Below are 12641 nucleotides of genomic sequence, written 5' to 3' on the forward strand. Positions count from 1 at the left end.
GTTCGCCTCGTTGATGAAGGCGTACACGTCCTTCGCCGCGCCGTCGATGTAGACGGTGTCCTCGAAGGAGAACGTCAACTCGGAGTCGGCGTATTCGCGTTCGGCGTTCTCCTTCAGCGCCGCGAGCTCGGCCAGGGCGTTCCGGTCGACCTCCGTGCCGATCCGGTCCAGCGCCCCGGAGTCGTCGCCCTCGGCCCGGAACTCGTGCAGCAGCCGCACCCGGGAGGAGTTCTCCCCGAGCGGCTCGACGAGCCAGGCGCCGCCGAGCCCGGCGACGGGTGCCTCGGTGACCAGGTGCTGGAAGTTGATCCGCAGTGCGGCGGGCTCGACGATCCGGCGCAACGGACGGCAGCGCGGCTCACCGGCCACCGTGTCCCAGATCCGCAGCCGCTCCTCGCCCTGGGGGGCCTCCTCGTACTCGACGTGGATGACCGAGGGGAAGATCCGTGGCCAGTTCCCCACCTCGGCGATCAACCGGTGGACCGTGTCCGCCGGGACCGCGACGTTGATTTCGTGCGCGACTTGGCGCATGCCCGGGTGTTCCATGCGTGCTCTCTCCTCGTCCTGGTGTGGTGCGCTGGGACGGGACGGGAACGGTGACGGACAGAAAAGCCGCTGCCGGGTGGGGGATTCCCGACAGCGGCCAGCCAGTGGGGGTGGGAACGCGCCCGTGCGTCCGCGTCCGTGCGCGATCTGCCGTGCGTGGTGCTGCTGTGTGTGGTGCTGCTGTACGTGGTGCGGCCCTGCGTGGTGCGGCCGTGCGTGGGGGGCTGGTGGGCGGTGTTTCACGTGAAACAGCGGCCGGCGTGCGATGCCGAGCCGTGGTTCAGACCCGGCGGCGGGCCGTCTGCCGCCCGACCGGACGGCCCGCCGCCGGGTGGCTCACTCGCCCGCGGCGCGGGTGTGCACCACGCGGTAGGTGTTCTCGTCCTGCCAGGTCTGCAGCGCGGCGACGCGGGCGTCGACCTTTTGGCGCTCCGGGGAACGCTCCCCCTGCGGCACGGCGCGGAAGGCGTCGTACGCCTCCTTGCTGTCCCACTGGGAGTAGACGACGACGAACTTGCCCTCGAGGCCGCGGGCGCGCAGGCCGCGCAGCACCGTGTGGGTGCGGTAGCCGGGGACGTCGACCAGCCACGTCTGGGACTCGCCCAGGGCGTCGATCAGGTCCTCCTGGCCCTCCGGCAGTACACCGAACAGCTCGATGGACGTGTAGTCGTCGCGGTCCGGGGAGATCTCCGTGACGCCGTCGAGCTCCGGCTTCTGCTGCGTGAACGCGATCTCGTTCTGGAGCAGCCGGATCGAGGTGGTGATCTCGCCGAAGAGCGGGAGGGTGCGGTGCTTGAACTCCTCACCGGCGTAACGGCTCTCGAGGTCCTCGGTGCTGCGCCACTGAATGAAGTTGGCCGTTCCCGGCTTGTCCTGTCCGGCGTGGACCGTGCTGGATATCCAGCCCTCGTAGGCCGCCGTGTCGACGATCTCGCGCATCGCGGCGAGCAGCTTGACCTGCTTCTCGGCGGCGTCGGTCGAGAACAGGTTGAGAACGGTCAGGTGCTGACCATCGGCTGCGATCTTCGGCATTCTCTCGTCTCTTCCGTTCGAGGAAAGGGGAGGTGCGAATGGAGGTACGAATGCAGCATGGCAAGGAGATCCGCCCATGTGAAAGGCCCTGCTGTTCAGGGAAATTGACTCTTTTGTCAATTGTTTGAGGGCGGTGTCAGATCTTCCTCAACTTCGTCAGGGATATGAAAAGCGGCCTTGGTTGCCGATTGGCAGGGGCGCCATGCTCGGGTAATGCATCCAGGCCCGGAAGTATCAGAGATATCCACTCTCCTGGACCGTTACCTCATCGGTCTCGACGACGACGAACTCGACGACGTGTGGGCGCGGGGCCTCTTCACGAAGGACGCCCTGGTCGAGTTCCCCATGAGCCGGCACGAGGGCCTCGACGGACTCGCCGGATACCACCGTGACGCGTTGGCGGCCTTCGCCGCCACCCAGCACCTGGGCTCACCCGCGGTCGTCGACCTCGACGACTCCGGCGAGCGGGCCGTACTGCGCGCGAACCTCGTCTCGACGCACGTCCACCACCCCGGTGCGGCGGACGAGCCCCTGTTCCAGGTCGGCACCCTGGCGACCGGCGAGGCCTGCCGCGCCGCCGAGGGCTGGCGGCTCTCCTCCCTGACCTTCCGCGTGCTGTGGACCCGCGGTACCCCGCCCCGACCCCGGGAGCCTCAATGACGACTCTTGCGGCGGCCAACGCCCAGGACATGAAACTCGCGATCATGCTTGTCGACATCGGCCTGGTGCTCGTGGTCGGCGCCGCGCTCGGCCGGCTCGCCCAGAAGTTGCGCCAGCCGATCGTGGTCGGTGAGATCACCGCGGGCATCCTGCTCGGTCCCAGCGTGCTCGGCCTGCTGCCAGGGAACCTGACCGAGCACATCTTCCCCGCCGACGTGCGGCCGCTGCTGTCCGCGGTGTCCCAGGTCGGGCTGATCCTGTTCATGTTCGTGGTCGGCTGGGAGTTCGAGAAGCGGCTGATCAGGCCGCACGCCCGGCTCGCGGCGGGCGTCTCCCTCTCGTCGATCGCGGTGGCCTTCGGCCTGGGTGTGGCCCTGGCACCGTTCCTCTACGACGAGCACTCCACCGTGGCCGGGCACCACATCTCCTTCGTCGCGTTCGCCACCTTCATGGGCACCGCGATGTCGGTGACCGCCTTTCCGGTGCTGGCCCGCATCCTCACCGAGAACAAGCTCCTGGACACCCGGGCCGGCTCGCTCTCGCTGGCCAGCGCCGCTATCGACGACCTGCTCGCCTGGTGCCTGCTGGCGTATGTCTCGGCCCTGGTCACGGCGAACGGCGACTACTCCGACCTCGCCGACATCGGGCTGTACAGCGTGGCTTACGTGGCCGGGATGTTCCTGGTCGTACGGCCGTTGGTGGCCCGTCTGGTGTGGCGCTGGGCCGCGACCGAGCGCTGGTCCGCACTGCTCGCGGTGCTCTGCGCGGGCGCGCTCACCTCGGCCTGGCTGACCACCTGGATCGGCATCCACGCCATCTTCGGGGCGTTCCTGTTCGGGTTCGTGATGCCCCGTGAGCCCGCCATGGTCCTGGCGGAGCACCTGCGCAAGCCCATGGACAACGTCAGCGTCGTGCTGCTCCCGGTCTTCTTCATCGTCACCGGGCTCGGCGTGGACCTCGGCGCGCTCACCTCGGGCGACTTCGTCGCGCTCGCCGCGATCATCGCCGTGGCCTGCACCGGCAAGCTGGTCGGCGCGATCGTCCCGGCACGGCTGGCCGGATTCTCCTGGCGGGAGGCGAAGGACCTGGGGCTGCTGATGAACACCCGGGGCCTGACCGAACTCATCATCCTCAATGCCGCCGTCACCCTGGGCGTGCTCGACGGACGCATGTTCACGATGCTCGTGATCATGGCCCTCGTCACCACGGCGATGGCGGGTCCACTGCTCTCCCGGCGCCGCCCGGAGCCGGCCGACGTGCCCGAGCCGACCGAGCCGACCGAGGGGGTCGCGGCATCGGCGCCGCCGCACGCCTCGGAACCCGACGCGGACTTCATCCGGCCGCGCACCTGATCAAGAACCCCCGCGTAACCCCGTACGTCCGTAACCCCGTACGTCCGCAACCCCGTACCCCCGTACCCGAGAACGAGAGGGCTGTCGTGATCCCCGTTTCGCAAGCCATTCCCGAGCAGCTCGGTCCGGTCGACGGCCGTGCGCTGCGCACCGTGTGCGGGCACTTCGCCACCGGTGTCACGGTCATCACCTCGGGCAGCGGCGAGAACGCCACGGGCGCCACGGTGAACTCCTTCACCTCGGTCTCCCTGGAGCCGGCGCTGGTGCTCATCTGCCTGCACGACAACTCCCGGCTGCTGCCGGTGGTCCAGGAGTCCGGCGGCTTCGTCGTCAACTTCCTGACCCAGCGACAGGAGCCCATCGCCTGGGCGTTCGCCGGCCGGCGGACCGCCCGGATCGACGAGGTGCCGCACCACAGGGCCGCCCTTGACCTGCCGGTGCTCAGCGAGGCGCTGGCGCACCTGGAGTGCCGACTGGTCACCGAGTACGACGGCGGAGACCACACCATCCTGCTCGGCGAGGTCGTCGGACTCGGCGCGCCCGCCGAGGAGGAGCCGTTGATCTTCTTCCAGGGCGCCATGCGAGAGCTCGGCGACGACCCGGTTCTGCCGCGCCGCTGATGTCGCGACGACCGTTACCGGTTCCGGGCGGCAGCCTGCTCCTCCGCCGCGTCGAACTCCTGTCGTGCCTGCTCCACCAGCGGCAGGTGGCCGGTCGACCAGTCGAAGAGCGAGGCGAACAGCGGGGCCAGGCTGCTGCCCAGCTCGCTGATCTGGTACTCCACCCGGGGCGGCACCTCCGGGTAGTACGTGCGGATCACCAGTCCGTCGCGCTCCAGCTGGCGCAGCCGCTGGGTCAGCACCTTCGGCGTGATGGTGCCGATGTTGCGGTGCAGCTCCACGAAGCGCTGGGTGCCGAAGGCGTGGAGCGTCCACAGGATCGGCGTGGTCCAGCGACTGAAGACGATGTCGAGGACCGGGGCGATCGGGCACGCCTGCCGGGAGCCGGCGCCTGCCGCGTGCGCGGCTTCGGGGCTGGTCATGACCAGGGTGCCGGTCGGACTGTCGGTCGTCGCGGCCGTAGGGCTGCCGCCGCCCGCGGTGCTCTTCATTCAGATCATCACCTTCCGGGAAGTCACTTTCCTCTAGGTACCTACTTTACTCAGGATGCTAGCTTCCGAGAAGCCAGCGATACCAGTACCTCCCTGCACGTCCCCGTCCGAGATCCTCATGCTCCTAGGGAGTGACATGTCCATCCAAGAGTCCACCCACAGCCCCGCCGCGGCGGGCGAGCCGGGGCCGGTCCGCCGCCCCGGACTCATCCTGGCCTTCCTCTGCCTGGCCGGCTTCATGACCTTCCTCGACGTGTCGATCGTGAACGTCGCCCTGCCGACCATCGAGGACGAGCTCAACATCTCCACCACGTCCCTGCAGTACGTCGTCACCACCTACGGCATGATCCTCGGCGGCTTCCTGCTGCTGACCGGCCGGCTCGCCGACACCCTCGGCCGCCGCCGGATGCTCCAGACCGGCCTGCTCCTGTTCGCCGGTGCCTCCCTGGTCGCCGGGGTCGCCCAGAACGCCGCGATGCTGATCGGCTCCCGCGGTGCCCAGGGCCTCGGTGCCGCGTTCATCGCCACCGCCGCGCTGAGCCTGCTGACCAACAACTTCGAAGAGGGCGCGGCCCGCAACAAGGCGCTCGGTGCCTGGGGCGCGCTCAGCGGTCTCGCCGCCGTCGCCGGTGTCACCCTCGGCGGTCTGCTCACGGATGGACCCGGCTGGCGCTGGATCTTCTTCATCAACGTTCCGATCGGCGTCATCGGCGCCCTGATCGCCCCGATGATCGTCGGCGAGAGCCGCTCCGCCGAGCGCAGCAAGTCCTTCGACATCGCGGGTGCCGTCGTCCTCACGGCCGGCCTGATCCTGCTGATCTTCACCCTCGGCCAGACCGTCTCCGACTCCGACGTTCCGATGGACCGGGTCTACGGCGGCTTCGCGCTCTCCGCGGTGCTGCTCGTCTCCTTCGTCCTGATCGAGCGCCGCGCCAAGGAGCCGCTGATGCCGCTCGGCATCTTCCGTCGCCCCTCACTGCGCGCCGCCAACGTCATCGCCGTCCTGCTGCTCGGCACCTGCGTCACGCTGTTCTTCTTCGCCAGCCTCTTCATGCAGCAGGTCCTGGACTACTCCGCCGTCAAGACCGGCTTCGCGTACGTGCCGCTGGCCGTGCTCACCGCCGTCGGCGCGGGTGTCGCCTCCCAGATCGTCACCAAGGTCGCCGCCAAGCCCGTCCTGCTGGTCGGTCTCTCGCTCGCCGCGACCGGCATGATGCTGCTGTGGCGCGCCCCGTCCGACGCGTCGTACCTGATCGACGTGCTGCCGGCCTTCTCCCTGATGGGCCTCGGCCTCGGTATGTCCTTCGTCCCGCTCCAGGTGTCCGCGTTCGCCGGGATCGAGGAGCGCGAGTCGGGTCTGGCCGCCGGTCTCATCAACACCGCCCAGGAAGTCGGCGGCGCGCTCGGCCTCGCGGTCGCGGCGACCTACGCCTTCCGCCGGGTCGCCGAGCTGACGGAGAAGGCGGGCGGCGATCCCGCCCTGGTCAACGAAGCCCGTACGACCGTCTTCCACGACGCGTTCCTCGTGGGCGCCGGCTTCGCCGCGGCCGCCTTACTGGTGACCCTGGTGCTGCTGCCGCTGACCAAGTCCTCCGAGCAGTCCGCGGCCGTCCCCGCGCACGCCTGACGGACGACACACGGTCATGGACGACACACGCTCATAGACGACACACGGTTATAGAAGGACGGACCCGGCCATGTCCAAGCACCTGCCCCTGTCCGCGGCGGCCGAGGAATTCCTCGCCGAGAACGCCCTGTGCACCCTGACCACCCTGCGCCCGGACGGCACGCCGCATGTCGCGCCCGTACGGTTCACCTGGGACGGTGAGGCGGGCCTGGCCCGGGTGATGACCACGGTGCACCGCCGCAAGTCCCGCAATCTGCTGGCCGTGACAGGCGCTCGCGCCTCCGTGTGCCAACTGGTGGGACCGCGCTGGATCACCCTGGAGGGCCCGGCGACCGTCTCCACCGACCCGCCCCGGGTGGTGGAGGGGATGCGCCGCTACGCCAAGCGGTACTGGTCCCAGCCGCCGCAGCCGCCCGGCCTGGCGGTCATCGAGATCGCGGTGGACCGGGTGATGGGCCTGTACTGAGCTCTCGTACCAAGAAAAGCCAGAGGGTGCCGGAAGACGCTTCCGGCACCCTCTCGCATGCTCCCGCTGTACTGGCCGCCCCGGACAGGTCCTAGTACCGCCCGGTAGCTGCCGGGCCTCTGACGAACTTGTCAGAGTCCTGTATCGGCGGCCATTCAGCTTCGCGGGAGCCCTCGGAATACTGGAGAAAACACCAGCGGGAGAGGGAATATGGACGCTTTCAACGCCGATGTGATCGTTGCCGGTGCAGGACCCTCGGGGCTCATGCTCGCAGGGGAACTCCGCCTCTCGGGTCTCTCGGTCATCGTGCTCGACCGGCTGGAACAGCCGATGCAGCAGTCCCGCGCCCTGGGATTCTCGGCCCGCACGATCGAGGAATTCGGCCAGCGCGGACTTCTCGAGGAATTCGGTCAGCTGGAAACCATACCCGGCGGCCATTTCGGTGGACTTCCCATCGACTACCGCATTGTCGAGGGCGGTAACTTCGGTGTCCGCGGCGTTCCGCAGTCGCGCACCGAGGCCATCATCACCAAGTGGGCCACGGGCCTGGGCGCCGACATCCGCCGGGGCCACGAGGTCATCGGCCTGTCGCAGGACGACAGCGGCGTTCAGGTCGAGGTCGCCGGCCCCGAGGGCCTCGAGACCCTGCGTGCCGCCTACGTCGTCGGCTGCGACGGCGCCCGCAGCACCGTCCGTCACCTGGCCGGGATCGACTTCCCCGGCGTCAGCGCCACCATCGAGATGAAGATGACGGACGTCGTCGGCATCCAGCTGCGGCTGCGCCCCACCGGCGAGGTCGGCGAGGCCGGCATGGTCGTCGTCCTGCCGCTCGGCCCCGGGGCCACCCGCGTGGTGGTCTTCGAGCGCGGCGCCGGCGTCCGCCCCACCCAGGAGCCGCCCACCTTCGAGGAGGTGGCCGCCGCCTTCCAGCGGGTGACCGGCGAGGACATCAGCGGCGCCAAGTCGCTGTGGACCAGCTACTTCACCGACGCCAGCCGCCAGGCCGCCGAGTACCGCAAGGGCCGTGTCTTCCTCGCGGGCGACGCCGCGCACATCCACCTGCCGATCGGTGCCCAGGGCATCAGCGCCGGCGTGGGCGACGTGGTCAACCTCGGCTGGAAGCTCGCCGCCACGGTCAAGGGGCACGCCCCGGAGGGCCTGCTCGACACGTACCACTCCGAGCGCCACCCGGTCGGCGCCCGCATCGTCTACAACACCCTCGTCCAGCGCACCCTGTACCTCGGCGGCCCCGAGGCGCAGCCGCTGCGCGACCTGTTCGCCGAACTCGTCCAGATCGAGGACGTACGACGTCACCTCGTCGGCCTGGTCACCGGCCTCGACATCACCTACGGCGCCACCGGCGACCACCCGCTGCTCGGCCGCCGGCTGCCCGACCAGGAGCTGCTGGTCGGCGACGAGAAGACCACCACGTACGAACTGCTGCACGCGGGCCGTCCGGTCCTGCTGGACCTGCACGACAGCGCCGCACTGCGCGAGGCCGCGGCCGGCTGGGCGGACCGCGTCGACATCGTCACCGCGGGCCGCGCGGACGCGAACGCCCCGGCCTCCGACCTGCTGGTCCGCCCCGACGGCTATGTCGCCTGGGCGAGCGCCGACGGCTCCGTCGAGGGACTGACCGAGGCGCTCGGACAGTGGTTCGGCGAGGCCCAGCACTGACTCGCTTTTCCAGAACGCGCCCCACCCATCCGACCTGTCCGAGAAATCCCGTCCGAGAAAGCGTCTGAAAAAAAGGAGTGCGGTCTTGCCCACCAAGGCTGAGGAAGCGAAGAAGGCCGACAAGGCCGCCGACTGGATCGAATGCGACGTAGCCATTCTGGGTTCGGGCCTCGCGGGCTCGATCATGGGAGCGATCCTGGCCCGCCAGGGCGCCGACGTGGTACTCATCGACGCGGGCCAGCACCCCCGGTTCGCCGTCGGTGAGTCCCAGAACCCGCAGCTCGTCGAATGGCTGCACATTCTGGCCGTGCGCTACGACGTTCCCGAGATCAAGCACATGCTGGACGTGAAGGCGGTCACCGAGCACATCGGCCCCAGCCACGGCCGCAAGCAGAGCTTCGGCTTCGTCACGCACCGGCCGAACCGGGAGCCGGACCCGCGCGAGGCGACGATGTTCGTCATCCCGAAGATGCTCACCGAGGCGGTGCACCTCTTCCGCCAGGACACGGACTCGCACTACCTGAACGTCGCCGCCAAGTACGGCTGCACGCTCCGCCAGAACTGGTTCGCCACCGACCTCGACGTCGACGACGACGGTGTCACGGTCACGGGGAAGAACGGCGAGGTGTTCCGCGCCAAGTACCTCATCGACGCGAGCGGCTTCCGCTCCCCGCTGGCACAGAAGTTCGACCTGCGCGAGAACCCGCCGCGGCACAAGCACCACGCCCGCTCGCTGTTCACGCACTACGTCGGCATCAAGCCGTACGACGACGTGTGCAACTACCCGGAGGCGCTGCGCCCGCCGGCCGAGTCGCCCTTCCACGGCGGCACCCTGCACCACCTCATCGAACGCGGCTGGTTCTGGATCATCCCGTTCGACAACTACAAGGACTCCAAGAACCCGGCGTGCAGCGTCGGTCTGACCTTCGACGAGCGGCTGTACCCCAAGCCGAAGGACATGACGCCGGAGCAGGAGTTCAACCACTACCTCGACAAGTACCCGGCCGTGAAGCGCCAGTTCGAGGGTGCCAAGCGGATCCGCGAGTGGGTCTCCACCGACCGTCTCCAGTACTCCTCCAAGCGCACCATCGGCGCCCGCTGGTGCCTGATGTCGCACGCGGCCGGCTTCATCGACCCGCTGTACTCGCGCGGTCTGTCCAACACCTTCGAGGTCGTCGACGCCCTCGCCTACCGGGTCCTGGACGCCCTGCGGGAGGACGACTTCACCGAGGAGCGCTTCGAGTACGTCGAGCGCCTGGAGCAGGGGCTGCTGGAGTACAACGACAAGATCGTCAACAGCTCGTACATCGCCTTCAGCCACTTCCGGCTGTGGAACGCGGTGTTCCGGGTGTGGGCGTGCTTCACCACCCCGGCCACCATGCGCCAGATCATGGCCCGCCAGAACTTCCAGCTCGACGGTGACGACCGGCACTTCCGCGAGATGGAGAAGGCGCCGTACACGGGCCTGTGGTGGCCGGACAGCCACGCCTTCAAGGTCCTGTTCGACATCACCGCCGAGACCTGCGAGCGGTACGAAGCGGGCGAGATCGACGGTGACAAGGCCGCGGACATCGTCTTCGAGGCGATCCGCGACTGCGAGTCCGTCAACACGCCGTTCGGCTGGAAGGGCCCCGAGGACCTCCGGTTCTTCCGGGCCACCACCCCCACGATGATGAAGTTCATGTGGTGGGCGAGCACGTCCGGCCCCAAGGAGATGCGCGACCTCGGCCGTTCGATGCTGGCCGGAGTCGTCAAGCAGGGCGTGCGCGGCCGCAAGGTGTCCTGACCTCGCCGCCACCTCCCGACTCCGGAAGTCCCCCCTCCCGGATCCGGCGCCGGGCCCACCCTCCCCCCGTGGGTCCGGCGCCGCCCCCTTACCCCTTACCCCCTCCTCCCTTTGTTCCGCTATCCACCGTTTCCTAGAACCCTTGGGACATCCGTGATCACTCGTAGAGCATTAATCGGTGCGGGAACCGCCGCCGCCGGCCTGGCCGTCCTGCCCCACACCCCCGTCGCCGCGGGCACCAGCGCCCCCTGGAGCACGCTCGCGGGCAAGCTCCAGGGGCAGTTGGTGCTACCGTCCGACTCCGCCTACGCCGTGGCCAAGCAGCTGGAACTCGCCCAGTTCGACTCGGTCAACCCGCGGGCCGTCGCGTACTGCGTCAGCTCCTCCGACGTCTCCCTCTCCCTGCGCTTCGCCCAGGACTACGGCCTGCCGTCCGCCGTCCGCAGCGGCGGCCACAGCTACGCGGGCTACTCGACCACGCCCGGCCTGATCATCGACGTCTCGCGACTGAATGCGATCACCGTCGGCAACGGCACCGTCGACATCGGCCCCGGCGCCAAGAACGTCGAGATACTCAACGCCCTCGCCCCGCACGGCCTGGTGGTCAGCGAGGGCGGCTGCCCCACCGTGTCGGCCGGCGGTTTCCTCCAGGGCGGCGGCTTCGGCTTCCTGACCCGCCCGATGGGCATGGCCTGTGACGCGGTCACCTCGGCCGAGGTGGTCCTCGCCGACGGCCGCGTGGTGACCGCCTCGCCGACCAGCTACAGCGACCTGTTCTGGGCGATCCGCGGCGGCGGTGGCGGCAACTTCGGCGTCGTCACCCGCTTCTCGGTCACCCCGCACGAGGGCGACCAGATGGCCATCAGCAACCTGATCTTCCCGTACGACCGCGCGGCCGACGTGCTGCACGGCGTCGGCCAGTGGCTGGTGGACGCCCCCCGCACCATCGGCGGCGGCGCGTACCTCGTCCAGCCCGACGCCGCGCCCGGCACGGTCCCCGCGCTCAACGTCTTCCTCGCCTCCCGGGGCACCCCGGCCGAACTGGCCTCGGAGGCGGCGCGGCTGCTGTCGCTGACGGGCGCGGTGACGGCCCGCCAGGACGCGGTGATGACGTACCAGCAGGTCATGATGATGATCTTCGGCTGCGCCACGCTGAGCCAGGACCAGTGCCAGCGCTCCGGAAAGTCCCCGAGCGGTGTGCTCACCCGGCCGGCCTTCGGTCTGGAGCGGACCCGGATGGGCTCCGAGCCGTACGCGCAGAGCGACTGGGCGGACGTACTGACGGCCTTCGACGCCGACCGCAGGGCCGGGCAGTCCCGCTACCTCGACTTCCACTTCTTCGGCGGCGCGGCCAACGACCTGGCCCGCACGGACACGGCGTATGTGCACCGCGACTCGCTCTTTTCCGTCAACTACCGGGTCCTCATCAACGACCCGGCGCAGTCCACGGCCGCCGCCCAGGCCGTCGCCACGACCTGGGTGGACAACGGGTTCGACACCATCGACCCGCTGTCGAACGGCGAGACGTACCAAAACTGGATGGACGCGGAGCTGACGGACTGGCGACAGTCGTACTACGCCGAGAACTACGCACGACTGGCGGTCGTCAAGGCCAAGTACGACCCCCGTAGGTACTTCAAGTTCGCCCAGGGCATCAGCGCCTGACGGTCTGTCAGCGTGAGCCTCTCGCAACGCGGAAGGGCCGCCGGACCGGTGTCCGGTGGCCCGCCCACTCCGTCGCCCGTCAGGGACGACGGCCGTACCAACCGACCAGCTTGTCGATGTCAGGAGCGTCCTCGTGCACCTCCACCACCGGGCCGAAGGGCACCTGGCCGCCGCGGGGTTCCGCGGGCACGGCCCGGTGCATGTTGGCCAGCGGCGCCGCCAGCATCTCCGGGTCCCACTCGGGGGTCTGACCGGTGGCCTTGGCGAGGTCCCAGGCGTGCAGCACGAACTCATTGGTGTAGATCACCGAGGCGACCACGCCCGGAACCGGCCCCCAGGGCAGGCCGATCTGGCGCCCCAGCACCGCCGGGTCCGACCAGACGGCGTCGAACTCCTTCGTCGCCGTCGCCCACGCCTTGGCCCAGTCGCCGTCGGCGACGTCCTCGGCGAAGTGCGGAACGCTCATGAAGGAGCCGCCGGCGCCCATGACGGCGACCCGGCGCAGCACCGACACCACGTGGTTGGCCATGTCGCGGACCGAGTAGTCGGGACACGGGGTGATGGTGTCGTACTGCTCGGGGCGCAGTGCGGCGAGCGTACGTCCGGTGAGGTCAACGGCCTTGAACAGGCCTCCGCGGGGGTCGACTTGAGTCATGTCTTGAGTCATGTGTTCATCGTCGACGTCAAACAGGTCATCTTGTGGCCTATTAGGGGGACCA

At 69.1% G+C, this 12641-nt stretch carries 12 protein-coding genes; 8 read left to right on the forward strand and 4 right to left on the reverse strand.

All coding sequences use genetic code 11. The features are described 5' to 3' along the window. Nucleotides 1-546: aromatase/cyclase (locus tag ACX28W_RS14020; protein WP_458999256.1), on the reverse strand; the 546-nt coding region annotated here is incomplete at its 3' end. A gap of 336 nt (nt 547-882) precedes the next feature. Then, nucleotides 883-1578, reverse strand: coding sequence for an antibiotic biosynthesis monooxygenase family protein (locus tag ACX28W_RS14025; RefSeq protein ID WP_458999257.1), 696 nt, complete (start codon nt 1576-1578; stop codon nt 883-885). A 213-nt stretch (nt 1579-1791) separates the two neighbouring features. On the opposite strand from ACX28W_RS14025, the gene ACX28W_RS14030 reads away from it, so the two are divergent. The 3 genes from ACX28W_RS14030 (at nt 1792) to ACX28W_RS14040 (ending at nt 4210) form a co-directional block, all read left to right on the forward strand. Continuing rightward, nucleotides 1792-2238, forward strand: coding sequence for a nuclear transport factor 2 family protein (locus ACX28W_RS14030; RefSeq protein WP_458999258.1), 447 nt, complete (start codon nt 1792-1794; stop codon nt 2236-2238). Continuing rightward, nucleotides 2235-3590 carry a cation:proton antiporter gene (locus tag ACX28W_RS14035; protein WP_458999259.1) on the forward strand — a complete coding sequence of 452 codons (1356 nt, stop codon included), beginning with the start codon at nt 2235-2237 and terminating at the stop codon, nt 3588-3590. Before ACX28W_RS14030 ends, ACX28W_RS14035 begins: the two co-directional genes overlap by 4 nt. An 86-nt stretch (nt 3591-3676) precedes the next feature. Continuing rightward, nucleotides 3677-4210 (forward strand): flavin reductase family protein, encoded by a 534-nt coding sequence (locus ACX28W_RS14040; protein ID WP_458999260.1) that lies wholly within the window; start codon nt 3677-3679, stop codon nt 4208-4210. A gap of 14 nt (nt 4211-4224) precedes the next feature. Here ACX28W_RS14040 and ACX28W_RS14045 read toward each other — a convergent pair whose 3' ends face one another. After that, complete coding sequence (locus ACX28W_RS14045; RefSeq protein ID WP_458999414.1) at nt 4225-4632, reverse strand: winged helix-turn-helix transcriptional regulator; 408 nt, start codon at nt 4630-4632, stop codon at nt 4225-4227. Between the two features lie 205 nt (nt 4633-4837). Here ACX28W_RS14045 and ACX28W_RS14050 point away from each other — a divergent pair, with 205 nt between their 5' ends. The 5 genes from ACX28W_RS14050 (at nt 4838) to ACX28W_RS14070 (ending at nt 11922) form a co-directional block, all read left to right on the forward strand. Next, a complete protein-coding gene (locus ACX28W_RS14050; protein ID WP_458999261.1) occupies nt 4838-6328 on the forward strand; it encodes an MFS transporter in 1491 nt (496 codons plus the stop codon). Nucleotides 6329-6398: 70 nt separating this feature from the next. Beyond that, the gene (locus tag ACX28W_RS14055; protein WP_458999262.1) at nt 6399-6794 is read left to right on the forward strand and encodes a pyridoxamine 5'-phosphate oxidase family protein; all 396 of its coding nucleotides are present in this window, start codon (nt 6399-6401) and stop codon (nt 6792-6794) included. A 210-nt stretch (nt 6795-7004) separates the two neighbouring features. Beyond that, on the forward strand, nt 7005-8471 hold the full coding sequence (locus ACX28W_RS14060; RefSeq protein ID WP_458999263.1) for an FAD-dependent monooxygenase: 1467 nt from the start codon (nt 7005-7007) through the stop codon (nt 8469-8471). Nucleotides 8472-8556: 85 nt separating this feature from the next. Beyond that, complete coding sequence (locus tag ACX28W_RS14065) at nt 8557-10257, forward strand: NAD(P)/FAD-dependent oxidoreductase (protein ID WP_458999264.1); 1701 nt, start codon at nt 8557-8559, stop codon at nt 10255-10257. A 153-nt stretch (nt 10258-10410) separates the two neighbouring features. Next, nucleotides 10411-11922 carry an FAD-dependent oxidoreductase gene (locus ACX28W_RS14070; RefSeq protein WP_458999265.1) on the forward strand — a complete coding sequence of 504 codons (1512 nt, stop codon included), beginning with the start codon at nt 10411-10413 and terminating at the stop codon, nt 11920-11922. Between the two features lie 79 nt (nt 11923-12001). On the opposite strand, the gene ACX28W_RS14075 is transcribed toward ACX28W_RS14070, so the two are convergent. Next, the gene (locus tag ACX28W_RS14075) at nt 12002-12577 is read right to left on the reverse strand and encodes a TIGR03086 family metal-binding protein (protein WP_458999266.1); all 576 of its coding nucleotides are present in this window, start codon (nt 12575-12577) and stop codon (nt 12002-12004) included. Between the last annotated feature and the right edge of the window lie 64 nt (nt 12578-12641).

It is taken from the genome of Streptomyces sp. SD15, assembly GCF_054462255.1.

What these genes read in the sequence shown, in the direction of transcription:
- ACX28W_RS14025 (WP_458999257.1), bottom strand. Translation starts at nt 1,578, where the DNA reads ATGCCGAAGATCGCAGCCGATGGTCAGCACCTGACCGTTCTCAACCTG.
- ACX28W_RS14030 (WP_458999258.1), top strand. Translation starts at nt 1,792, where the DNA reads ATGCATCCAGGCCCGGAAGTATCAGAGATATCCACTCTCCTGGACCGT.
- ACX28W_RS14035 (WP_458999259.1), top strand. Translation starts at nt 2,235, where the DNA reads ATGACGACTCTTGCGGCGGCCAACGCCCAGGACATGAAACTCGCGATC.
- ACX28W_RS14045 (WP_458999414.1), bottom strand. Translation starts at nt 4,632, where the DNA reads ATGACCAGCCCCGAAGCCGCGCACGCGGCAGGCGCCGGCTCCCGGCAG.
- ACX28W_RS14050 (WP_458999261.1), top strand. Translation starts at nt 4,838, where the DNA reads ATGTCCATCCAAGAGTCCACCCACAGCCCCGCCGCGGCGGGCGAGCCG.
- ACX28W_RS14055 (WP_458999262.1), top strand. Translation starts at nt 6,399, where the DNA reads ATGTCCAAGCACCTGCCCCTGTCCGCGGCGGCCGAGGAATTCCTCGCC.
- ACX28W_RS14060 (WP_458999263.1), top strand. Translation starts at nt 7,005, where the DNA reads ATGGACGCTTTCAACGCCGATGTGATCGTTGCCGGTGCAGGACCCTCG.
- ACX28W_RS14075 (WP_458999266.1), bottom strand. Translation starts at nt 12,577, where the DNA reads ATGACTCAAGTCGACCCCCGCGGAGGCCTGTTCAAGGCCGTTGACCTC.